The sequence below is a fragment of the Mesorhizobium sp. L48C026A00 genome (assembly GCF_000502375.1).
GTDB lineage: Bacteria > Pseudomonadota > Alphaproteobacteria > Rhizobiales > Rhizobiaceae > Mesorhizobium > Mesorhizobium muleiense.
In genome coordinates this window covers 26,244-48,121 of sequence record NZ_AYWU01000017.1, presented here as the reverse complement: position 1 = coordinate 48,121, position 21,878 = coordinate 26,244, and the positions used below count along the sequence as shown (strand labels likewise).

The window sequence follows — 21,878 nt, the reverse complement described above, 5'->3', positions numbered from 1 at the left end:
CAGCCTCACGCAAATTCCATGATCACCGCGTCGACGGCGAGACTGTCGCCCGGTTTTGCCTTGAGTTTCGACACGGTGAGATCGCGCTCGGCGCGCAGCACGTTTTCCATCTTCATCGCCTCGACGACCGCCAGCGTCTCGCCGGCCTTGACCTCCTGCCCTTCGGCAACGGCGATCGACACGACGAGGCCGGGCATCGGGCAGAGCAGCATCTTGGAGGTGTCGGGCGCCACTTTTTCCGGCATCAGCCTTTCGAGTTCGGCGATGCGCGGCAGCATGGCGCGTGCGCTCACCGACATGCCTTTCCAGGCGATGCGAAGCCCGTTCGGCACCGGCCTGACCTGCGCGGCGATTCTTCGCTCGCCGACCGTGCCGCGCCAGACGAGATCGCCCGGCCGCCAGTCGGACGCCACCGTCAGCGCCGTGCCACCGTCGATCGACACACCGAGCTCCATCGGAATGGAGATCATGCCTTCGATAACGCAGGCCGAAAGGTAATCCTTGCCGATCTTGACCACCCAGTCCCGTTTCAGCACACCCGAATGCGGCGCCAGCCGCCCGCCCAGCCGGTCGAGCCGGTCGCGGCGCAGCAGTTCGACCGCGGTGGCGATGGCTGCGAGCACGGCCTTTTCCTCGCTATCAGGCACAATCGGCGCGAAGCCGTCCGGATATTCCTCTGATATGAAGGCGGTCGATATCCGCCCTTCCCGCCAGCGCGGATGCTGCATAAGTGCTGCCAGAAACGGCATGTTGTGCTCGATGCCGTCGACGACAAAACTGTCGAGCGCTTCCGACATGGCGTCTATTGCCGCGAGCCGCGTCGGCGCCCAGGTGCACAGCTTGGCGACCATCGGGTCATAGAACATTGAGATTTCCGAACCCTCGGCAACCCCGGTATCGTTGCGGATGACGATGTCGCCGAACCGTCCCTCCTCCGGCGGCCGGTATCTCGTCAGCCGCCCGATCGACGGCAGGAAATTGCGATACGGGTCCTCGGCGTAGAGCCGGCTTTCCACCGCCCAGCCGTTCAGCCTGACGTCGCTTTGCTTGATGGCGAGCTTTTCGCCGGCCGCTATGCGGATCATCTGCTCGACTAGGTCGATGCCGGTGACGAGCTCGGTCACCGGATGCTCGACCTGCAATCGCGTATTCATTTCAAGGAAATAGAAGTTCTTTTCACTATCGACGATGAACTCGACCGTGCCGGCGCTCTGGTAGTCGACCGCACTGGCCAGCGCCACCGCCTGCTCGCCCATGGCTTTCCGGGTCCTGGCGTCGAGGAAAGGTGAAGGCGCCTCTTCGACGACCTTCTGGTTGCGGCGCTGGATCGAGCATTCGCGCTCGCCGAGATAAAGCGCGTTGCCATGTGCGTCGGCCAGCACCTGGATCTCGATGTGGCGCGGATCGACCACGAACTTTTCGATGAAGACGCGGTCGTCACCGAACGAGCTTTTGGCCTCCGACCGCGCCCGGTCGAACCCGTCGCGCACCTCGGCCTTGCTCCAGGCGATGCGCATGCCCTTGCCGCCGCCGCCGGCCGAGGCCTTGATCATCACGGGATAGCCGATCTCGCCGGCTATTTTCTCGGCATGACCGGCATTCTCGATGACGCCGAGCCAGCCGGGCACCGTGCTGACCCTGGCTGCATTGGCGAATTTCTTCGATTCGATCTTGTCGCCCATCGCCCTGATCGCTCCGGGTTTCGGGCCGATGAAGACGATGCCTTCCTGCTCCAGCGCTTCACAGAAGGAGGCGCGTTCGGACAAAAACCCGTAGCCGGGATGCACGGCTTCAGCACCCGTCGCCTTGCAGGCGGCAATGATCTTCTCCGGCACCAGATAGCTCTCAGACGCCGGCGAAGGCCCGATATGGACAGCCTCGTCGGCCATCTCGACATGCACGGCGTCACGATCGGCGTCCGAATAGACCGCGACGGTGGCTATGCCCATCTTGCGCGCCGTCTTGATGACGCGGCAGGCGATCTCGCCACGATTGGCGATCAGGATTTTTGTGAACATACGGGTTTTGTTCCCTCGGCTGCCTTTCTTTTATGGGCTTGGCCCGGCCGGTCAAGGCACGTAGGCGCATATCCGGGCGTAAGTCGGCTGGTGCCGACCAAAACCGCGCTACGAACTGTCAATTCGTCCCATAGTCCAGAACCTGCAGATACGCTAAAGCTCGCCTCGATTGCCGATTTGGCTTGAGAGGAGAGCCCCGATGAAAACCCGTGCCGCTGTCGCTGTCGCCGCCGGAAAGCCGCTCGAAATCCTGGAGGTCGACCTCGACGGCCCTCAGCCCGGCGAGGTGCTGGTCGAGATCAAGGCGACCGGCATCTGCCACACCGACGAGTTCACGCTGTCGGGCGCCGATCCCGAAGGGATTTTTCCGGCGATCCTCGGCCATGAGGGCGCCGGCATCGTCGTCGATGTCGGCAAGGGCGTCACCTCGGTCAAGAAGGGTGACCACGTCATCCCGCTCTACACGCCGGAATGCCGGCAATGCCCATCCTGCCTGTCCAGAAAGACCAATCTGTGCACCGCGATCCGCGCCACGCAGGGGCAAGGGCTGATGCCGGACGGCTCGTCGCGCTTCTCGATGGGCAAGGACAAGATCTTCCATTATATGGGCTGCTCGACCTTCTCCAACTTCACCGTGCTGCCCGAGATCGCGCTTGCCAAGGTCAATCCCGACGCGCCCTTCGACAAGATCTGCTACATCGGCTGCGGCGTCACCACCGGCATCGGCGCGGTGATCAACACAGCCAAGGTCGAGATCGGCGCGACGGCCGCCGTCTTCGGCCTCGGCGGCATCGGCCTCAACGTCATCCAGGGACTGCGCCTTGCCGGCGCCGACATGATCATCGGCGTCGATCTGAACAACGACAAGAAGCAATGGGGCGAGAAATTCGGCATGACGCATTTCGTCAATCCGAAGGAGATCGATGGCGATATCGTGCCCTATCTCGTCAACATGACCAAACGCGGCGCCGACCAGATCGGTGGCGCCGACTATACGTTCGACTGCACCGGCAGCACCAAGGTGATGCGCCAAGCGCTTGAGGCATCGCACCGCGGCTGGGGCAAGTCGGTCGTCATCGGCGTTGCCGGCGCCGGCCAGGAGATCTCGACGCGGCCATTCCAGCTGGTCACCGGACGCACCTGGATGGGCACCGCCTTCGGCGGCGCGCGCGGCCGCACCGACGTGCCGAAGATCGTCGACTGGTACATGGACGGCAAGATCGAGATCGATCCGATGATCACCCACACGCTGAAGCTGCAGGACATCAATAAGGGTTTTGACCTGATGCACGAGGGCAAGAGCATCAGGAGCGTGGTGGTTTATTGACGAGAACCCGCGAAGAGCAAGACAATCGCTTAGGTTTGCGCTGCCCCTCATCTGCCTGCCGGCATCTTCTCCCTGTATAGTGACGGGGAGAAGGGGCTGATCGCAACGTCGGCGCGCTTTCTGCCACGCTGAAGATTGGCGAAATCCTTTGCGAAGGCGTCTTTCTCCCCGTCACTATACGGGAGAAATGCCCGGCAGGGCAATGAGGGGCAGCGCCGACCTTTGACCGCTCGAACAGCCAAGCGAAATCGCCCGGCTCCATACGCGTTGGAACGAACCATGCCCGCACCTGCCATTTACGTCGATGCCGATGCCTGTCCGGTTAAGGCCGAAGTCGAGAAGGTCGCCGGGCGCCACGGCGTCGTCGTCACCTTTGTCTCCAATGGCGGCCTGCGTCCGTCGCGCGATCCGATGATCCGCAACGTCGTCGTGTCCAAAGGCGCCGACGCGGCGGACGACTGGATCGTCGACAATGCCAAGCCCAACGACATCGTCGTGACATCAGACATCCCGCTTGCCGCCCGCACGGTGGCGCTCGGCGCCCATGTGCTGGGGCCGACTGGACGCCCGTTCACGCCGGAAACGATCGGCATGGCGGTGGCGATGCGCGACCTCAAGCAGCATCTGCGCGAGACCGGCGAAAGCAAGGGCTACAATGCCAGTTTCGCGCCGCAGGACCGCTCGCGGTTTCTCGGCGAGCTCGACCGCACCTTGCGGCGTGCGCTGAAATCCGCCGCACCGGATTAGAACGCGATCTTGAGGCCCAGCTTGCCGCTGACGGTTGAACTGTCCTCGGACCATTTGCCGCGAATTTCAGTGCTGACGGTTGTCGATGAAGACATCTTCAGATTGAAGCCGGAGGACAGCGCCACCGAGAAGTCCGCATCCTCAAAATCGCTCTTCAGGCCAGAAACGCTTGCCGTGTTCGAATAGCCGAAACGCTGCTGCAGATCGGCGCGCGCATAGGGGCTGATCACCATGCCGTTTCCGAGCTGATAATCCGCGTAAACCCCAGGGTCGAACTTGATCGCGCCAAACGATAAACGGCTCTTTCCGAATTCAAAGCCGGAGTCGTCCCTGTATCCGTCGCCGGTAAAGGTAACACCCAACAGCCCGCCGCGAAGATCGAAACGCACGCGATCGGTCAAGTTGAAGATGCGGCCGATCGACCCTGTTATCGCGTAGCCTTGCGTGTCGTAGCTGGCGTCATTTCCCTCGACGTCCGTGTTGCCCAGGAACGCCGAGGCGGCGACAAGAGCATAGCTGGTGCCGTGACGATAAAGCCCATAGCCGCCGAACATGCCGCTTCTGTTGGTCGCGTCTCCAACTCCGAAATCGTCGGCATTGACGTCAGCCGAGGCATAACCGCCGAACAGCCCCAGGTTCAAACCATGCTTGCTGTCGAACCCGAAATGCTTTGCCGCATTGAAGTCGACACTGACGGCAGCGGAGAATTCATCGACATCGAAACTCGGTCCGTCATGGACGCCCAAATCGCTCGCAACGATGAAGCCGTCATGCTCCGTGTGGGCCAACTGGCCGGAAGCGAACACGCCGAACGGTGAAGACTGGGTCGGCGGAGCTGCATTTGCTGGGCCGACCCCTGGGCCGACTCCCGCCTGGATGATGTCGTCAGACAATTTGAGAAGCGCATCCAGGGACGTGTCGACGATCGCGCTATTGACTGTCACGCCGGCATAGCAACCCGGCAGCAGGAAGGTGCCCTCTCCTTCACTCTCCTCGACAATACAGGCGTTTGCCTTCGAAGGCAGGAAAACCAATGCAGCGCCAATCGAAATTGAACTCGCGCACAGGCGCAAACGCCAACTCTTGCCTTTCATTGTCCCCTTCCCCTGCTACTTGTGTCGTCTGGCTTAAATATCAGGACATGCAATGCGCAGTTGAACTATGAAAAACATCACTGACTGCGGTAGATGCGGGTGCAACACTAAGCCAGCGTCGGTAGGAGCATAACAAATTATCTCTGCCGTGGATATGATTTCGAGTGGACCGCTTCCGGCGGACCAAAATGGCTGCGGCGGCTACTTTCCGGCTGGACCCCCGAGGCATCCACACAGGGAAACCGAGCTCAGCCAGATCGAAGCGGGTCGCGTCCTACGCTTCCTTTGACATGGGTTATGGTGTAAAAATTGCGTCGGTCTTCGGAGAAACCATTCCAGCGCTTGAGCGGAACGGCGCCAGTCGGGCGGACACTTCGGCGACTTGAAGATGTCACGCGCCGAAACGAGCCCTTGCCATGAGTTGTCGTCTCCTCCTGCGCATTGCTGTGGTCCTGCTGGTTTCACTTGTCGGATCCCTCGGCGCTCAAGCCGCGGTCGAGGAAGGCAAGTCGCCTCAGCCGAGCAAGCGGCTGGCGATTGTCATCGGCAATTCCGACTACCGGGGCGCCCGTCTCCCGCATCTGGCCAATGCTGCAAACGACGCCGCCAGAATCTCTGAAAGCCTGAAGAGGCTGAAATTCGATGTGCTAACGGCAACCAACCTGTCGTCCGACGGGTTCACCAAGCTTTTCAAACAAGCCGAGGGCAAGTTGGCAAGCGCCAGTGCTGTCCTCATTTTCTACGCTGGCCACGGCGTGCAGCTCGGGGGCGAGAACTATCTTCTGCCGGTCGATACGCCCAGCGCCGAGAACCTGCAGGAGTTGATCGGCGGCGCGGTCAAGCTCAACGATGTGATTTCGAGATTTGCCAGCCGTGAAAGGCAGACCTTCGTGTTTCTTGATGCCTGTCGTAACAACCCGATGGGCAAAGGCCCCAGCGCCATGGACGGCCTCGCGCAGATCGAAGTCGGTGAAAACACGTTCATTGCCTTTGCAACACAGCCTGGCAACGTTGCTGTTGACGGCTCCGGCGACAACAGCCCCTTCACCACGGCACTGTTGAAGAACGTCGAGATTCCCGGGCTCAGCATTTCGGATATGATGATCCGGGTGCGCAACGAGACCGAGGCAATCACCATCGGGCGTCAGGTTCCGTGGGATCAGTCGAACCTTCGCGAGCAGTTTTACTTCACCGAGCAGCAAGTGCTCGACCCGGCCCAGCTCAGTGCCAGCCTGTCGCGCATCCTGGCCGATCCTGCCGCCAAGGAGAGGTTGAAGGTCGAGCTCGCTTCCAACGACCTGCAGACGGCCGTGCTGATCGTTGGCCAGGCATTGCGTTCGGTCGAGGTTTCGCCCTTACCCGACGCTGCGGCCAAGCCCGCCGGCACGCAGGTCGCCAGCCTTGAGGGGGCCAAGCAGAGCATCGTCTCCGGACTTGAAGCGCTGATCGTCGGTACTTCGGCGACTGAAACGGATTCCAAAAAAGCGACCGATCTCGCGCGAAGCATCCAGACCGAATTGCGACGTTTGGGCTGCTATCGGATGACAGTGGACGGAAGTTGGGGCAAGGGCTCCATGCGTGCGCTCACCAACTACTACAAAAATACCGCGAGAACCGCATCCGCGACCGAGCCTACGGTTGAGCTCCTGAGTGACCTGTTCCTGCACTCCGGGCGGGTTTGCAAGGATCCGGTGGTCGTTCGGAAGATCAAGCCGGCGAAGGTGGCATCGGAGGCGGCTCCGGCACGCAAGGGGGCGGGCAGCCGAAAAGCCGCAAGGTCGCAGCAGCAATCCTCGCGTCCGGCTGCACCGCCGCCCGACATCAGCGGCGGCATTGGGATCGGCGGCGTTTTCTAGAGCGTTTGATGTGTTTCCCCTGTGGCGAGCCGATCCTCGCGGAGAGTGGCGCAGGCATGCGCAGATTCAAAAGAGCTACAACGTCGTTTGCGCGTAAGACAACCGGGCCATGACGACCGAGCTGCCCCTGAAGAAACCACTGCACCGCCACATGCAGTTCGCGGTGTCGGCCTGCATCGGTGTGGTGGCACTGGCGATCGCGCTGGTCCTGCGCACTCCGCTCGCCGTTTCGATCGGCGCCAATGTGTTTTTCGCCGCCTACACCGTCATCGTCGTCGCCCAGATGCCGCTGCTCACCGGCCGCTATCTGAGCAAGAATGCCCGCGCCACCGACCAGCCGGTGCTGGTCATCTTTGCGGTGACGCTGATTGTCGTCACCGTTGCCATCATCTCGCTGTTCCAATTGATCAATCGCGAGGGCAGCGCGCACCCTGTCGAACTCACCTTCGCGCTGCTGTCGATCCCGCTCGGCTGGTTCACCATCCACGCCATGACAGCGCTGCACTACGCGCATGTTTACTGGGTCAACGATGAAGAGACCGACCCGGGCAGCAAAGCGAAGCAGAAAAAGCCCGTCGGCGGCCTCGTATTTGCCGGTAAGGAGCGGCCGGACGGCTGGGATTTCCTCTACTTCTCGACCACCGTCGGCATGACCTCACAGACTTCCGATACCGCGGTCTCGACCCGGCAAATGCGTCACATCGTGCTTTTGCATTCGATCCTGTCGTTCTTTTTCAATACAGTGATCGTCGCCGCCGCGGTCAACCTCGCCGTCAGTCTCGGGAGCCAGTAGTATCGGGCAGGCCGTAATAATTCCGTGATCGGATGAAACATCGCTTTGGCTGGCAACGTATTGGGAGGAGAACGATCGGAAAGGCCGGCTGAACGGCCGGGAGGACGCAAAAAAATGCAATCGCTTGCAAGGAGCCAATCCACTGTCGGGCCAGATGCTGCCGCGCCGAAGGATGCGACGCTGATCTACCGGCAGTCGCGCTGGACGCGGCTGACGCACTGGCTCTGGGCCATTTCGCTGTTCTTCATGCTGCTTTCCGGCCTGCAGATCTTCAACGCCCGCCCCCAGCTCTATATCGGCAAGGAATCGGGATTCGCGTATAACAACACCATCTTCGCCATCGGCGCCGAGAACACCGCAAACGGCCCGCACGGCTACACCGAAATCTTCGGCAAGCGCTTCGATACAACCGGTGTGCTCGGCTGGTCGGGGCCGGCGGGTCGGGAGACGTCCCGCGCCTTCCCGTCCTGGGCGACGATCCCCTCCTATTACGACCTCGGCACCGCCCGCGTCGTCCATTTCTTTTTCGCCTGGATACTGACCACGACCCTGGTCGTGTGGCTGGTCGCCAGCCTGGTCAACGGTCATCTGCGCCGCGATCTTGTCCCTCGCATCGACGATCTCAGGCGCTTGCCGCGAGACATCGTCGATCATGCCAAATTCAAGTTCCACCACAGACGCGAGTACAACACGCTGCAGAAGATGGCCTATGGCGGCGTGATGTTCGTGCTGCTGCCGCTGATGATCATCACCGGCCTTGCCATGTCGCCGAGCATGAATGCGGCGCTGCCATTCCTCAACGATCTGCTTGGCGGCAGGCAGACGGCGCGGACCATTCATTTCATCGTAATGCTGCTGCTCGTCGCCTTTTTCATCATCCATATGCTGATGATCTTCGCCGCCGGCCCGATCAACGAGCTGCGTTCCATCATCACCGGCTGGTACCGGACCGATCCGCCGGCGCATGGCAGCAAGGCGCCGCAGAGGGGTGCGTGAGATGCCGAAGTTTGTGATCAGCCGCAGAAAATTCCTGACCTCGGCCAGCCTCGGCGTCTCCGGCATCATGCTGTCGGGTTGCGATGCCTTCGACAGCCAGCTTCGCGTCGGCGACGGCCTGCGCAGCTTCCTCGAAGGCGCCAACGGCCTGACCTGGCGCGCGCAACGCCTGCTTGCCGGCGATTCGCTGGCGCCGGAATTCACCGAGGCCGACATTCGCCAGCCGCAGCGGCCGAACGGCGTCACCGCGCCGGACGACGATGTCTACAAGGGCCTGCTCGCCAACAATTTCGCCGACTGGCGCCTCGAGGTTTCCGGCCTCGTCGAAAAGCCGCTGTCGCTGACCCGCGAGCAATTGATAAACATGCCAAGCCGCACCCAGATCACCCGCCACGACTGCGTCGAAGGCTGGAGTTGCATCGCCAAATGGACCGGCACGCCGCTGTCGCTGGTGCTTGATCAGGCGGTGGTCAAGCCGCAGGCGCGCTACGTGATGTTCCATTGCCTCGACACGATCGACCGCAGCCTGTCCGGCGACATCAAATATTACGGCTCGATCGACCTGATCGATGCCCGTCACCCGCAGACGATCCTTGCCTATGGCCTGAACGGCAAGCCGTTGCCGGTCGAGAACGGCGCGCCGCTGCGTGTCCGCGTCGAGCGCCAGATCGGCTACAAGATGCCAAAGTATCTCCGCAAGATCGAACTGGTCGACAGTTTCGCCGCTATCGGCGGCGGCAGGGGCGGCTACTGGGAGGACAATGGCTACGACTGGTACGGCGGCATTTGACGCCATAGCTCCGCCATTCCGATCAGCGTTTTGCGCTTTTTGCTCAAGCGACCTTGTCGATCAGCGGCTTGAGCGCCGGATGGATTTCCGCCGAGGCATGCTTGATCAGTGTCAGCAGCGCGCGCTCGTTCTCATGCAGCGGCCGGTCGCTGCCGATGCGCTCGGCCAGCCATTTCGCCTCGCCCGCGTCGATCGTTTCGGCGCGGCGGGCCAGCGCCTCGGCTGCCTTGTTCTTCGATTCCCATTCGGATTCGATATCGCCCGGCGCGCGATAGGCTTCCATTATGCCGGCGAGACCGCCCGATACCATGCGGCCGAAAAAACCGCCGATCTCTGGATCGGCCTGCTCCAGGAAAGCATCTTGGCGCAGCGCCACGTCGCGCATCGGCGCTTCGTAGCCGGCCGAGCACATGACGTAATTGGCGATCGCCTTGACGAACAGATCATTCCACGACGGATCGTTGTTGGCTGCCGCGATCCGCTCGTTGATCTTGAACAGCACCTCTGCCTCGACGCGGGTGATGGCAATGTTGCCGTCGCCGCCATAGGCATAGAGGATGCGGCGCAGAAGCTCGACCTCCGCCTTGGCGAACAGCCCGGGAACCAGCTTGCCGCCGTGCATCAGCGGCCCTTTGCCGTCGATGACCGCATGGGCGACCTGCTCCAGCGCATAGGCGCAAAGCCCGTTCGGCGACGATTTCGCCTTTTCCAGCACATGCACGAGCAGTTCGAGTTCGGTCAGGCTGTCGACCATGCCGTCACGCGAAATCGCTCGGACCAGCCAGTCGGCATTGTCCTGCGAGATATAGCCCACCGGCTTTTCCTGATGAACGATGAAGTCGGTGATGGCTTCGATGAAAAAACCCGGCCATTCCGCGCATTTGTCTCCTTTTATCGCGTCGAGCGCAAACAGCGCCTCGGCCTCGCTGCGCGTCACCACCCCGTCCCCGAACACCTCGCGGCGCAGCATGACCACGTCTTCCGCTGTGACCCGATTTTTCGAGGCCAGCTCGGCCACCGGAGCGCTCTTCAATTCGCCCATTTCGTTTCCCATCCATACGTCGCTTGGACCCAACATATCCGCAGTTCCTTGAGAAACCGGCAAACCGCGTGGTTAGCGAAGACTTGCCGGTAAGCTGTCGCTGGCAGGTGACAAGGTGTCGCCGACAGGCTATGGATGACGAGTCGAGGGCTCAAATTGAGTCCTACCTGTTTGCGGGAGAGAGCAGCGAGAGCTGCCGCCGAAGGGGAAATCGCCCGAAATCTCTCAGGCAAAAAGAACCGTAGACGGGAAAGACACTCTGGAAAGTCGGGGTTTTTTTCGCCCCGCGCCGAAGGTGTAAGCGCTGCCGACAGAGTTACGGGGCGCGAGTCTCTCAGGCTTCAGACAGAGGGGCACGGACTGGTCGCCATTCGCGACCGATTGCGTGCGACTCTGGAGACGACATGACGGGCAACGACACCAAGCACCTTCCCCTCGAAGACCTGCACCTGGCCGCCGGTGCGCGCTTTGGCGCGTTCGCCGGCTGGTCGATGCCGCTCACCTATCCGGCCGGCGTGATGAAGGAGCACCTTCATACCCGCGAACATGCCGGCCTGTTCGACATCTCACACATGAAGCTGTTCGAGATCAGTGGCTCGGGCGCTGAAGCACTGCTCAATCGTGCCTGCCCGTTCGACGCCGGCGCGCTTGAGATTTCCCAGTCCAAATACACGTTCTTTCTCAGTGAAGCGGCCGGCATCATCGATGATTTGATCGTCACCAGGCTCGGCCGGCAACGCTTCATGGTCGTCGCCAATGCCGGCAATGCCGAAGCCGACGAAAAACACCTTCGTGAGCTTGCCGACTTTGATGCCAAGGGGGACTTTGACGCCAAGATTGAAGCACTGGATCGCGTCTTCCTGGCGATCCAGGGGCCGGAAGCCTGGGCCGCCCTGTCGCGCGCCGGCATAGAAACCGGATCGCTGCTGTTCATGCACGGCTTCGAGCCCCGCGAAAACTGGTTCATGAGCCGCTCGGGCTATACCGGCGAAGACGGTTTCGAGATCGGCCTGCCGGAAGCGGATGCGCGAAATCTCGTCGCCAAACTGCTCGAGGACGAGCGCGTGATATGGGTTGGGCTGGCCGCCCGCGACAGCCTGCGGCTCGAAGCGGGGCTGTGCCTGCACGGACTGGACATCACGCCTGAGATCGACCCGGCCAGCGCCGGGCTGATGTGGGCGATCCCGAAGGAGGTTCGCGCCACTGGCGCTTTCATCGGCGCCGACGCATTGCGTGCCATCCTGGAGCGCGGCCCGGCGCAAAAACGCGTCGGACTGAAGCCGGAAGGCCGCCAGCCGGTGCGCGCCGGTGCAACCCTTTTCGATGCCGACGGCAATCCCGCCGGCCACGTCACCTCCGGCGGTTTCGGCCCCTCGGCCGGCCATCCGGTCGCCATGGGTTACGTCCAGACGTCGCTGGCCAAACCAGGCACAAAACTCTTCGCCGACGTTCGCGGGACCAAAATCCCGGTCGATATCAATCCCCTGCCCTTCACGCCGCATCGCTACCGCAAAGGATGAACTTCATGGCAAAGACCTATTTCACCGAAGATCACGAATGGCTCCGCGTCGAAGGCGGTATCGCCACCATCGGCATCACCGACTACGCGCAGGAACAGCTCGGCGATCTCGTCTTCGTCGAATTGCCGGAGCGTGGGAAAAAGCTGGCCAAGGGCGACACCGCAGTCGTGGTCGAATCGGTCAAGGCGGCATCGGACGTCTATGCGCCGGCCGACGGCGAGATCACCGAGGCCAACACCGCGCTTTCGTCTGATCCGTCCCTGGTCAATTCGGCGGCGACCAGCGACGGCTGGCTGTGGAAGATGAAGCTGGCCGATGAAAGCCAACTCGAAGGTCTCCTGGATGAGGCCGCCTACAAAGCCCATATTGGTTGAGAGAGCAGGACAGGAAGATGACCGCAGCACCCTACCCCTTCTCGGCCCGCCATATCGGCCCTGGCCTCAATGATGTCAGAGCCATGCTGGCGACGATCGGCGTTCCCTCGGTCGAGACGCTGATCAGCCAGGCGGTGCCGAAATCGATCCGGCTCGACCGGCCGCTGGCCTTGCCGGCTCCGGCGAGCGAAGCCGAGGCGCTGGCCGAGCTTTCAGCGACAATGGCGAAAAATACGGTTTTGAAAAGCTTCATCGGCGCCGGCTACCACGGCGTTCACGTGCCGCCGGTCATCCAGCGCAACCTGTTCGAGAATCCGGCCTGGTATACGGCTTACACGCCCTACCAGGCAGAGATCAGCCAGGGCCGGCTCGAAATGCTGTTCAATTTCCAGACCTTGGTCACCGAACTGACCGGGCTGCCGGTGGCGTCGGCCTCGTTGCTCGACGAGGCGACGGCGGTGGCCGAAGCAGTCGGCATCGCGTTACGCCACCACCGCGACAAGCGGACCAAGGTGGCGTTGGCCGGCACGCCGCATCCGCAGACGCTTGACGTCGTGCGCACCCGCGCCGAACCGCTCGGCATCGAGGTCGACGGCGACACGATCGACGACAACACCGCCGCTCTGCTGGTTTCCTGGCCCGATACGTTTGGCGCCTATGGCGACCACAGGGCGGCAATCGAGCAGGCCCGCGCCGCTGGCGCGCTGGTCGTCTTCATTGCCGATCCGCTCGGCCTTACGCTGACCGACGCGCCGGCTGCGCTTGGCGCCGACATCGCCGTCGGCCCGATGCAGCGCTTCGGCGTGCCGATGGGCTTTGGCGGGCCACACGCCGCCTATTGCGCCGTATCCGACAGGCTGACACGGCTGATGCCCGGCCGCCTTGTCGGCCAGTCGACCGACAGCAAGGGCCGGCCCGGCTATCGTCTCGCCTTGCAGACGCGTGAACAGCATATCCGTCGCGACAAGGCGACTTCCAACATCTGCACCGCGCAGGCGCTGCTCGCCAACATGGCGACCGCCTATGCGATCTGGCACGGCCCTGCCGGGCTGCAGGCGATTGCCGGCCGAATCCATGCATTGGCCAACCGGCTGGCGGCCGGTCTCAAGGCAGCAGGCGTTTCGGTGCTTGGCGCCAGCCGCTTCGACACCGTGACGGTGGAAGTGAAAGGCAGAGCCGGGGTGATTGGCGCCGCAGCCGAAAAGACCGGCCGATTGCTGCGCGTCGTCGACGCCGACCGCATCGGCATCAGCTTCGACGAGACCTCGACCGATGCCGATCTGGAGGCGATCGCGGCGCTGTTCGGCGCCAAGCCGGGCCCAGCCGTCGGCAGCACCATGCCCGGACAGCCGCGCGGCAAGGCGTTTCTCACGCAGCCTGTCTTCCGCGAAAACCACTCGGAAACCGACATGATGCGCTTCCTGCGCCGGCTGGCCGACAAGGACCTGGCGCTCGACCGCGCCATGATCCCGCTCGGCTCCTGCACGATGAAGCTCAACGCCGCCGCCGAGATGATGCCGGTGAGCTGGCCTGATATCGCCAATTTGCATCCCTTCGCCCCGGCAAGCCATTCGGCCGGCTACCGCACCATGATCGACGAGCTGGAAGCCTGGCTGGCGGAAATCACCGGCTTTGACGCGGTGACCTTGCAGCCCAATGCCGGCAGCCAGGGCGAGTATGCCGGGCTGCTCGCCATTCGCGGCTATCACCGCTCGCGCGGCGAAGGCCACCGCACGGTCTGCCTGATCCCGTCATCGGCGCATGGCACCAATCCGGCGAGTGCGGCGATGGCCGGCATGAGCGTCGTAGTCGTGCGCTGCACCGAGGATGGTAATATCGATTTGGACGATATGAGTGCCAAAGCCAATGAGCATTCCAAGAATCTCGCCGCGCTTATGTTCACCTATCCCTCGACGCATGGCGTATACGAAGAAGGCGCGCGCCACCTCTGCGCCCTCATTCACGAGCATGGCGGCCAGGTCTATTTCGACGGCGCCAATCTCAACGCGCTGGTCGGTCTCGCCCGCCCGGGCGACATCGGCGCCGATGTCTGCCACATGAACCTGCACAAGACCTTCTGCATCCCGCATGGCGGCGGCGGTCCCGGCGTCGGCCCGATCGGCGTCAAGGCGCATCTGCAACCGTATCTGCCCGGCCACGTCAGCGAAGGCTCGGGCCATGCCGTGTCAGCTGCACCGTTCGGCAGCGCGTCAATCCTGCCGATCACCTGGATGTATATCCGCATGATGGGTGCTTCCGGCCTCAAGCAGGCCACCGAGACCGCGATCGTTTCCGCCAACTATGTGGCGACGCGGCTCGCACCGCACTTCCCGCTGCTCTACAAGGGCAGGCACGATCGCATCGCCCATGAGTGCATCCTCGACACCCGGGTGCTCAAGGAGAACTCCGGCATCAGCGTCGACGATATCGCCAAGCGGCTGATCGATTATGGTTTCCATGCGCCGACCATGTCGTTTCCGGTCGCCGGCACCTTGATGGTCGAGCCGACCGAGTCCGAGCCCAAGCGCGAGCTCGATCGCTTCTGCGAGGCGATGATCGCGATATCGGGCGAGGCAGCCAAGGTGGCGAAAGGCGAATGGCCCCTGGCCGACAATCCGCTGGTCAATGCGCCGCATACCGCTGCCGAGGCGCTGGCCGGCCAGTGGACCCATCCCTATTCGCGCCTGGAGGCGGCCTACCCGGCCGGCGATGCCGACACATCAGCCAAATACTGGCCACCGGTGTCGCGCATCGACAATGTCGCCGGCGACCGCAACCTCGTCTGCTCCTGCCCGCCGCTGTCGGAGTATCTGGGGGCGGCGGAGTAGACCACGATCCCGAAAAGTGGAATCCGGTTTTCGGATCATGGTCTAACAAGATAGAAGCCTCAATCAGGCAGAACGCAAGGCCGGCGCGTCGGCCTTGCTCGCCTTGTTCTGGGCGACGACGCGATTTCGCCCGGCGCGCTTTGCCGCATAGAGTGCGGCGTCGGCTTCGGCCAGCACATTGTCGAGACTGGTGCCATCCGTCGCGCCAAAGCCGATGCCGCCACTGACTGTGCTGCGCAAGGGACCAAGCTGGGTGGCGACGACTTCCGTGCCGAAGGCGACGCTGATCTTGCTCGCAATGTCATAAGCTTTCTCTTCAGTCATCCGCGACATGACGAGGACGAATTCCTCGCCGCCCAGCCGGAAGGCGTCGACGCCGGTCCTGGAGTATTTTCTGATGACAGCGGCGAAGCGGCGCAGAACCTGATCGCCGACCGGATGACCGAACACATCGTTCGTCTTCTTGAAATGGTCGAGGTCGAACATGGCGACGGACATGAATGGCCCGAAAACCCGCTCACCGTAGAATGCCGTCAACGCCCGCCGGTTCATCAGCCCGGTCAATGGGTCGGTCATGGTCTCGGCCTTCAGTTCGATCTGCGCCTGCAAATGGTGCAGGGAGAGCGTCAATGCGCCGAGCCCCGTCATGCAGGCGACCGCCACGGCGGAATTCAACCGTTCGGCCCAGTTGTCGGGCGCAACGCCGAGCACCCATTGGCCCTTGACCAGCAGGACCGCGCCGCAAAGTCCGAAGGACAGCGCACAGACGCCGCTCAGGAACGAAACGACCAGCAATATCCGGCGATCATGACCACCTTTGATCCAGAACATCACCCCGATAAGCGAGAGCAGCGCCGTTACCGTCGCGTAGGTGACGATGAAGCCGACGCCGTCAAAGCCCAGCGACGTCGCACCTGCGCAAACCGCCATCGCAGCCAGGGTCGGCAGGATGGCGCGCCTGTAGTCGCGGACGCCGAGATACTGCATGGCCGACAGGCAGAGGGTCAGAAGGCCCAGGCTGAGAAGCGCAAGTACAATCTGGCAAAGCCAGGGGCTGGGATGCCTGGCATAGTGCCAGAACAAGACCACATGTGCGACGAGCACGAGAATGCCGCACGCCACCGTCAGCACAAAGCGTGCCTGTGGCGCGGTGCACCAGATCGCAAACGTGGTGATGCTGAGGCACGTGCCCGACAGCGCTGCCGCAAGCAGGAGCGAACTGTAATCCAACATGCGTAAGCGACAGCCTCTTCACGGGTTCTGCCGCATTCTAGGTCAGCAGCAATCCGCGAATACCCTTTTTCGGCCAACCTTCCGGCGTAACCTTCGGACAAGGTTTACAAAGCGTCGATGCCCTCGGCCCATTTCCGCCGCTTGGTTGTCGGATGGTTTTGCAGTAAGAGGCTCTATCCTCGAACGTAACGGGAACCTCCGTCGCCTGCCCGCAAAAAGCGTGGCAGTATCGGGTGGTGATTCGCAGCATCGCAATCCAGGACCAGCATGAACGACAGCAACGATCTTTTCGGCAATCTGGACAAGCAGCCGCAACCGGTTCGCGCCACCGCGCGCCCGGCCGATCCGCTGGTGCAGGCGGCGAAGCGCCCGGCATCCCGCGACGGCAGCGAGAGCTACAGTGCCGCCGACATCGAGGTTCTGGAAGGACTGGAGCCGGTGCGGCGGCGGCCCGGCATGTATATCGGCGGCACCGACGACAAGGCGATGCACCATCTGTTCGCCGAGGTCATCGACAATTCGATGGACGAGGCGGTCGCCGGCCACGCGACTTTCATCGATGTCGAGCTTTCGGCCGACGGATATCTGGCGGTGACCGACAATGGCCGCGGCATTCCGGTCGATCCGCATCCGAAATTCAAGAAGCCGGCGCTCGAGGTCATCATGACGACGCTGCATTCGGGCGGCAAGTTCGACAGCAAGGTCTACGAAACCTCGGGCGGCCTGCACGGCGTCGGCGTCTCCGTCGTCAACGCGCTGTCGGACCATCTCGAGGTCGAGGTCGCGCGCGGCCGCCAGCTCTATCGCCAGCGCTTTTCGCGCGGCGTTCCGGTGACCGGCCTGGAGCAGCTCGGCGAGGTGCATAACCGCCGCGGCACCAGGATACGCTTCCATCCCGACGAGCAGATCTTCGGCAAGGGTGCTGCTTTCGAGCCGGCGCGGCTCTATCGGATGACGCGCTCGAAGGCCTATCTGTTCGGCGGCGTCGAGATCCGCTGGACTTGCGACCCGTCGCTGATCAAGGAGAAGGACACGACGCCGGCCAAGGCCGAGTTCCATTTTCCCGGTGGCCTCAAGGACTATCTGAAAGCCTCGCTCGGCGACGAATTCCAGGTCACCCGCGAAATCTTTGCCGGCAAAAGCGACAGGCAAGGCGGCCACGGCTCGCTCGAATGGGCGGTGACCTGGTTCGGCGGCGACGGGTTCCTCAATTCCTACTGCAACACCATTCCGACCGGCGAAGGCGGCACCCATGAGGCCGGCTTCCGCAACGTCTTGACGCGCGGCCTGCGCGCCTATGCCGAGCTGGTCGGCAACAAGCGTGCTTCGATCGTCACCTCGGAAGACGTCATGATCTCGGCGGCGGGCATGCTGTCGGTGTTCATCCGCGAGCCGGAATTCGTCGGCCAGACCAAGGACCGGCTGGCGACGATCGAGGCGATCAGGATCGTCGAGGCCGCGATCCGCGACCCCTTCGATCACTGGCTGGCCGACAACCCGCAGGAAGCTTCGAAGCTGCTCGAATGGGTGATCGCACGTGCTGACGAGCGGGTGCGCCGCCGCCAGGAAAAGGAAGTCTCGCGCAAGAGCGCGGTGCGCAAGCTGCGGCTGCCCGGCAAGCTCGCCGACTGCACGCAGAATGCCGCGGCCGGCGCCGAGCTTTTCATCGTCGAGGGCGATTCGGCCGGCGGCTCGGCGAAACAGGCGCGCGATCGCGCCAGCCAGGCGGTGCTGCCGCTGCGCGGCAAAATCCTCAACGTCGCCAGCGCCGGCAACGACAAGCTTGCCGGCAACCAGCAGATTTCCGACCTGATCCAGGCGCTTGGCTGTGGCACGCGGTCAAAATACCGCGATCAGGATCTGCGCTACGACCGGGTCATCATCATGACCGACGCCGACGTCGACGGCGCCCATATCGCTTCTCTGCTGATCACCTTCTTCTATCAGGAGATGCCGAGCCTGGTCCGCGACGGCCATCTCTACCTGGCGGTGCCGCCGCTCTACTCGATCCGCCAAGGCGGCAAGGTCGCCTATGCCCGCGACGATGCGCACAAGGACGAACTGCTGCGCACCGAGTTCACCGGGCGCGGCAAGGTCGAAATCGGCCGCTTCAAGGGGTTGGGCGAAATGATGGCCGCCCAGCTCAAGGAGACCACCATGGACCCGAGAAAGCGCACGCTGCTCAGGGTCGACGTGATCGACGCCGAGGCGGCGACCAAGGATGCAGTCGACGCGCTGATGGGCACCAAGCCGGAAGCCCGCTTCCGCTTCATCCAGGAACGCGCGGAATTCGCCGAGACGGAAGTGCTGGATATCTGAGCGTTCCCCCTTCTCCCCTTGTGGGAGAAGGTGGCCTCGCGAAGCGAGGTCGGATGAGGGGTGTTCCGGCTTGGCACCGCCGGCACTCCGGCCAGCACCCCTCAACCGTCTCGGCGCTGCGCGCCGATCCACCGCCCGGGGCGAGTCACGGGCCTCGCCCGCCCTTCGGGCCCCACAAGGGGAGAAGGCAAGACCGCGCTATCGCCACGGTGCAAACTCTGGTTGCCGACGCTAAGCCGCCGCGATCGCCAGCGCGTGGCCGCGCGCGTTTTCGCGCAGCGCATCGAGGTGGATCGATTTGACCAGCCCGGCGAGATCGCCTTCGGCGGACTGCCCGCCCAATTCCTTCAGCATCAGCCAGCTGACTTCCTGGACGCCGGCGAGGCGCTTGCCATTGGCGACCTCGCGCCAGATCTTCAGCGCGCGCAGGATGATGGCGTGCGTTGCCGCGGCCAGGCCGGCGCTGCGCAGCAGCGCCTGCAGCGCCACGTCGTGCCCGCCTGCCAGCAGCGCCCTCACCCGTTGTTCGGACTGCTGGCTGAGCGCGACCAGCACTGAGCCGACGAAATCGACCTTGCCGTGCGCAATGGTGCGAATGATGAAGCTTGCGGTCAGGTCGCCGCGCAGGCGCAGGTGCTCGATGAGCGCCGCATGTTCTTCCCGGCGCGTGCCTTCGATCAGCGTCATCGAAGCCTTGACGCAGGCGTCGCGCATGACGCGCTCGGTTCTGGCACGGCCCATCAGCGCCAGCACCAGCGGCGAACCCTTGAGCGTTTCACCAAGTTTTATCAGCAGCATATGCCGGCAGTCGGCGGGCAGGCGCGCATCCGATATCAGCGCTTCGCGCAGCGAAGGCAGATGGCCATGGCGTTCGGCGATACGGCGGAAGCTGAGCGAAGCGATGTCCGCGCCGCTGTTGGCGAGAAGCGTGGCGCAGGCTTCCGGCTCGCCGATTTCGGCGATTGCCGCTGCGAGCGCCATGGAGATGCGCGCACGATCCGCGATCAGTTTCTGGATCGCCTTGTGGCCGCCGGCAACGCGGTCGATCAGATCGGCATCGGTAAGCATCGGCGAACGTGCCAGCACCAGGCTTGCAACTTCCGGTTGATCTGACGCCAGCGCACTGATGATCTGCAGCGGCGCGTGATGGCTCATCGACAGCGCCTCTGCAATCGCCAGCCGCACTTTCGACGAGGCATCGTCGAGCAGCAGCGTCAGCGCCGCCTCCGCCGCGCAGCGATCCTCGAAAGGCAGCTCGGCATTGATATAGGCGCGAGCCAATGCGCTCGCTGCCGCGGCGCGCTCAGAGACCCTTGCCGTATGAATCCATTTCAGGAAATGCGAAACAACCATGCCGTCCGCCGTGCCCCTAGCCCGAGTCCGTTCCCGCCCCAGTGAAGACCCTAGGCAGAAATGGTTTACGAACGGTTCACCATGTTTGTTAACTGGCACATGTTCCTTAACTGGCTTGCGAGCGCCTAGCGACGTGCGCGGTTGCGGAAAGTACGCTAACACTTTGAATCTTCGCATCGTGCTTTCCGAAAAATCGATTCCGATTTTCGGACCGATGCGGCAGCGGAGGAGATCGACCATGGCCGGGCTTTATCTGGAAGAGTTCGTCGTCGGCCATGTCTTCCGGCATACGCTGCGGAAAACCGTCACTGAAAGCGACAACATGCTGTTTTCGGTGATGACGCTGAACCCGCAGCCGCTGCACATCGATTTCGACTTCGCCGCCAAGAGTGAATGGGGCAAGCCGCTGGTCAATTCGCTGTTCACGCTAGGCCTGATGATCGGTATTTCGGTGAACGACATCACCGTCGGCACCACCATCGCCAATCTCGGCATGAAGGAGACGGTATTTCCGCATCCGGTCTTCCACGGCGACACCATCCGCGTCGAGACGACGGTGGTGTCGGTGCGCGACTCCAGGTCGAAGCCGGACCGCGGCATCGTCGAATTCGAGCACCGCGCCTACAACCAGAACGACTTGCTCGTCGCCAAATGCACGAGGCAGGCGATGATGATGAAGAAAGCAGCCTGACCGATGCGCTCGCTTCTGTTCGTTCCCGGCGATTCGGAAAAGAAGCTGGAAAAGGCGATTGGCGCCGGCGCCGACGTGGTCATCGTCGATCTCGAGGATTCGGTCGCGCCGCAAAACAAAACCCTGGCCCGCGATATCGCCGCACGCTTCATCACCGGACACAGGCATCAGACCAGATCCGCGATCTATGTCCGCATCAACGATCTCTCGACCGGCCTGGCGGATGACGATCTGGCGGCACTGGTTGCGGTGAAACCCGACGGCATCATGCTGCCGAAGTCGAACAGCGGACAGGATGTCCAGCAGCTCTCGGCCAAGCTCAGGGTGCACGAGGCCGAAAGCGGGGTGCCGGACGGTGCGTTAAAAATCCTGCCGATCATCACCGAAACAGCTGCCGGCGTGCTGGCGGCTGCGACCTACGCCAAGGCAAGTGCGCGGCTTGTCGGCGTGACCTGGGGTGCGGAAGATTTATCGGCAGCAATCGGTGCGCGCACGGCCCGCGACGAGAATGGCCGCTACACCGATGTGTTCCGCTTCGCCCGCACCATGACCATCCTCGCCGCCGGTGCCGCGGAAGTCGCGGCGATCGACACGGTTTTTCCGAACTTTCGTGACATGGCCGGCTTCGCGGCGGAATGCGCCGAGGCAGAGCGCGACGGCTTCACCGGCAAGATGGCGATCCATCCGGCGCAAGTGCCGGTCATCAACGCCGCCTTCACGCCGTCGGCCGAGGCGGTGAAACACTCCCTGGCGATCGTCGAGGCATTCGAGGCGGCTGGAAATCCCGGCGTCGTCGGCATCGGCGGCAAGATGTACGACCGGCCGCATCTCAAGCTGGCCGAGCGGCTTCTGGCACGCGCCAGGGCGGCGGGGATTTCGGCCTGATCTTTTCCCCGG

General features: G+C 62.8%; 17 protein-coding genes and 1 riboswitch. Of the genes, 12 read left to right on the top strand and 5 right to left on the bottom strand.

Annotated elements, in window-relative coordinates; all coding sequences use genetic code 11:
* Nucleotides 1-5: 5 nt before the first annotated feature.
* A complete protein-coding gene (locus X738_RS66450) occupies nucleotides 6-2,018 on the bottom strand; it encodes an acetyl-CoA carboxylase biotin carboxylase subunit (RefSeq protein ID WP_023801069.1) in 2,013 nt (670 codons plus the stop codon).
* A gap of 199 nt (nucleotides 2,019-2,217) precedes the next feature.
* Between X738_RS66450 and X738_RS66445 the strand changes: the two genes are divergently transcribed.
* Together X738_RS66445 and X738_RS66440 are read left to right on the top strand one after the other, a co-directional pair.
* A complete protein-coding gene (locus X738_RS66445; protein WP_023801068.1) occupies nucleotides 2,218-3,345 on the top strand; it encodes an S-(hydroxymethyl)glutathione dehydrogenase/class III alcohol dehydrogenase in 1,128 nt (375 codons plus the stop codon).
* Nucleotides 3,346-3,624: 279 nt separating this feature from the next.
* Nucleotides 3,625-4,092 (top strand): YaiI/YqxD family protein, encoded by a 468-nt coding sequence (locus tag X738_RS66440; RefSeq protein ID WP_023801067.1) that lies wholly within the window; start codon nucleotides 3,625-3,627, stop codon nucleotides 4,090-4,092.
* Here the strand turns inward: X738_RS66440 and X738_RS66435 are convergent.
* Nucleotides 4,089-5,186, bottom strand: a complete 1,098-nt coding sequence (locus X738_RS66435) for an autotransporter outer membrane beta-barrel domain-containing protein (protein WP_023801066.1) — start codon at nucleotides 5,184-5,186, stop codon at nucleotides 4,089-4,091. The two genes, X738_RS66440 and X738_RS66435, sit on opposite strands and share 4 nt — an antisense overlap.
* 416 nt (nucleotides 5,187-5,602) lie before the next feature.
* Here X738_RS66435 and X738_RS66430 point away from each other — a divergent pair, with 416 nt between their 5' ends.
* The 4 genes from X738_RS66430 to X738_RS66415 all read left to right on the top strand — a co-directional run bounded on the left by X738_RS66430 (nucleotide 5,603) and on the right by X738_RS66415 (nucleotide 9,621).
* Nucleotides 5,603-7,042 (top strand): caspase family protein, encoded by a 1,440-nt coding sequence (locus X738_RS66430; RefSeq protein ID WP_023801065.1) that lies wholly within the window; start codon nucleotides 5,603-5,605, stop codon nucleotides 7,040-7,042.
* Nucleotides 7,043-7,151: 109 nt separating this feature from the next.
* A complete protein-coding gene (locus tag X738_RS66425; protein WP_023801064.1) occupies nucleotides 7,152-7,835 on the top strand; it encodes a DUF1345 domain-containing protein in 684 nt (227 codons plus the stop codon).
* A 114-nt stretch (nucleotides 7,836-7,949) separates the two neighbouring features.
* Nucleotides 7,950-8,831 (top strand): cytochrome b/b6 domain-containing protein, encoded by an 882-nt coding sequence (locus tag X738_RS66420; RefSeq protein ID WP_023801063.1) that lies wholly within the window; start codon nucleotides 7,950-7,952, stop codon nucleotides 8,829-8,831.
* Nucleotide 8,832: 1 nt separating this feature from the next.
* Nucleotides 8,833-9,621 (top strand): molybdopterin-binding protein, encoded by a 789-nt coding sequence (locus tag X738_RS66415; RefSeq protein ID WP_023801062.1) that lies wholly within the window; start codon nucleotides 8,833-8,835, stop codon nucleotides 9,619-9,621.
* A gap of 43 nt (nucleotides 9,622-9,664) precedes the next feature.
* On the opposite strand, the gene X738_RS66410 is transcribed toward X738_RS66415, so the two are convergent.
* On the bottom strand, nucleotides 9,665-10,663 hold the full coding sequence (locus X738_RS66410; protein WP_023801061.1) for a hypothetical protein: 999 nt from the start codon (nucleotides 10,661-10,663) through the stop codon (nucleotides 9,665-9,667).
* A gap of 164 nt (nucleotides 10,664-10,827) precedes the next feature.
* A riboswitch (glycine riboswitch) is annotated at nucleotides 10,828-10,915 on the top strand.
* Between the two features lie 152 nt (nucleotides 10,916-11,067).
* On the opposite strand from X738_RS66410, the gene gcvT reads away from it, so the two are divergent.
* The 3 genes from gcvT to gcvP are packed head-to-tail and all read left to right on the top strand — an operon-like array spanning nucleotide 11,068 to nucleotide 15,385.
* Complete coding sequence (gene gcvT, locus X738_RS66405; RefSeq protein ID WP_023801060.1) at nucleotides 11,068-12,183, top strand: glycine cleavage system aminomethyltransferase GcvT; 1,116 nt, start codon at nucleotides 11,068-11,070, stop codon at nucleotides 12,181-12,183.
* A 5-nt stretch (nucleotides 12,184-12,188) separates the two neighbouring features.
* Nucleotides 12,189-12,557, top strand: a complete 369-nt coding sequence (gene gcvH, locus X738_RS66400) for a glycine cleavage system protein GcvH (protein WP_023801059.1) — start codon at nucleotides 12,189-12,191, stop codon at nucleotides 12,555-12,557.
* 17 nt (nucleotides 12,558-12,574) lie between these two features.
* Nucleotides 12,575-15,385: an aminomethyl-transferring glycine dehydrogenase gene (gcvP, locus tag X738_RS66395; protein ID WP_023801058.1), complete on the top strand. Its 2,811-nt coding sequence runs from the start codon at nucleotides 12,575-12,577 to the stop codon at nucleotides 15,383-15,385.
* A gap of 63 nt (nucleotides 15,386-15,448) precedes the next feature.
* Here gcvP and X738_RS66390 read toward each other — a convergent pair whose 3' ends face one another.
* Nucleotides 15,449-16,618 (bottom strand): GGDEF domain-containing protein, encoded by a 1,170-nt coding sequence (locus X738_RS66390; RefSeq protein ID WP_023801057.1) that lies wholly within the window; start codon nucleotides 16,616-16,618, stop codon nucleotides 15,449-15,451.
* A gap of 267 nt (nucleotides 16,619-16,885) precedes the next feature.
* Between X738_RS66390 and parE the strand changes: the two genes are divergently transcribed.
* Nucleotides 16,886-18,937, top strand: a complete 2,052-nt coding sequence (gene parE / locus X738_RS66385) for a DNA topoisomerase IV subunit B (protein WP_023801056.1) — start codon at nucleotides 16,886-16,888, stop codon at nucleotides 18,935-18,937.
* Nucleotides 18,938-19,168: 231 nt separating this feature from the next.
* Here parE and X738_RS66380 read toward each other — a convergent pair whose 3' ends face one another.
* On the bottom strand, nucleotides 19,169-20,290 hold the full coding sequence (locus tag X738_RS66380) for a DUF2336 domain-containing protein (RefSeq protein WP_023801055.1): 1,122 nt from the start codon (nucleotides 20,288-20,290) through the stop codon (nucleotides 19,169-19,171).
* Nucleotides 20,291-20,504: 214 nt separating this feature from the next.
* Between X738_RS66380 and X738_RS66375 the strand changes: the two genes are divergently transcribed.
* Nucleotides 20,505-20,981 (top strand): MaoC family dehydratase, encoded by a 477-nt coding sequence (locus tag X738_RS66375; RefSeq protein ID WP_353682514.1) that lies wholly within the window; start codon nucleotides 20,505-20,507, stop codon nucleotides 20,979-20,981.
* 3 nt (nucleotides 20,982-20,984) lie between these two features.
* Nucleotides 20,985-21,866, top strand: a complete 882-nt coding sequence (locus X738_RS66370; RefSeq protein WP_023801053.1) for an HpcH/HpaI aldolase/citrate lyase family protein — start codon at nucleotides 20,985-20,987, stop codon at nucleotides 21,864-21,866.
* Nucleotides 21,867-21,878: the final 12 nt, after the last annotated feature.

What these genes read in the sequence shown, in the direction of transcription:
- X738_RS66440 (WP_023801067.1), top strand. Translation starts at nt 3,625, where the DNA reads ATGCCCGCACCTGCCATTTACGTCGATGCCGATGCCTGTCCGGTTAAG.
- X738_RS66445 (WP_023801068.1), top strand. Translation starts at nt 2,218, where the DNA reads ATGAAAACCCGTGCCGCTGTCGCTGTCGCCGCCGGAAAGCCGCTCGAA.
- X738_RS66425 (WP_023801064.1), top strand. Translation starts at nt 7,152, where the DNA reads ATGACGACCGAGCTGCCCCTGAAGAAACCACTGCACCGCCACATGCAG.
- X738_RS66415 (WP_023801062.1), top strand. Translation starts at nt 8,833, where the DNA reads ATGCCGAAGTTTGTGATCAGCCGCAGAAAATTCCTGACCTCGGCCAGC.
- parE (WP_023801056.1), top strand. Translation starts at nt 16,886, where the DNA reads ATGAACGACAGCAACGATCTTTTCGGCAATCTGGACAAGCAGCCGCAA.
- X738_RS66420 (WP_023801063.1), top strand. Translation starts at nt 7,950, where the DNA reads ATGCAATCGCTTGCAAGGAGCCAATCCACTGTCGGGCCAGATGCTGCC.
- gcvH (WP_023801059.1), top strand. Translation starts at nt 12,189, where the DNA reads ATGGCAAAGACCTATTTCACCGAAGATCACGAATGGCTCCGCGTCGAA.
- X738_RS66410 (WP_023801061.1), bottom strand. Translation starts at nt 10,663, where the DNA reads ATGGGCGAATTGAAGAGCGCTCCGGTGGCCGAGCTGGCCTCGAAAAAT.
- gcvT (WP_023801060.1), top strand. Translation starts at nt 11,068, where the DNA reads ATGACGGGCAACGACACCAAGCACCTTCCCCTCGAAGACCTGCACCTG.
- X738_RS66450 (WP_023801069.1), bottom strand. Translation starts at nt 2,018, where the DNA reads ATGTTCACAAAAATCCTGATCGCCAATCGTGGCGAGATCGCCTGCCGC.
- X738_RS66435 (WP_023801066.1), bottom strand. Translation starts at nt 5,186, where the DNA reads ATGAAAGGCAAGAGTTGGCGTTTGCGCCTGTGCGCGAGTTCAATTTCG.
- X738_RS66375 (WP_353682514.1), top strand. Translation starts at nt 20,505, where the DNA reads ATGCGGCAGCGGAGGAGATCGACCATGGCCGGGCTTTATCTGGAAGAG.
- X738_RS66370 (WP_023801053.1), top strand. Translation starts at nt 20,985, where the DNA reads ATGCGCTCGCTTCTGTTCGTTCCCGGCGATTCGGAAAAGAAGCTGGAA.
- X738_RS66430 (WP_023801065.1), top strand. Translation starts at nt 5,603, where the DNA reads ATGAGTTGTCGTCTCCTCCTGCGCATTGCTGTGGTCCTGCTGGTTTCA.
- gcvP (WP_023801058.1), top strand. Translation starts at nt 12,575, where the DNA reads ATGACCGCAGCACCCTACCCCTTCTCGGCCCGCCATATCGGCCCTGGC.
- X738_RS66380 (WP_023801055.1), bottom strand. Translation starts at nt 20,290, where the DNA reads ATGGTTGTTTCGCATTTCCTGAAATGGATTCATACGGCAAGGGTCTCT.
- X738_RS66390 (WP_023801057.1), bottom strand. Translation starts at nt 16,618, where the DNA reads ATGTTGGATTACAGTTCGCTCCTGCTTGCGGCAGCGCTGTCGGGCACG.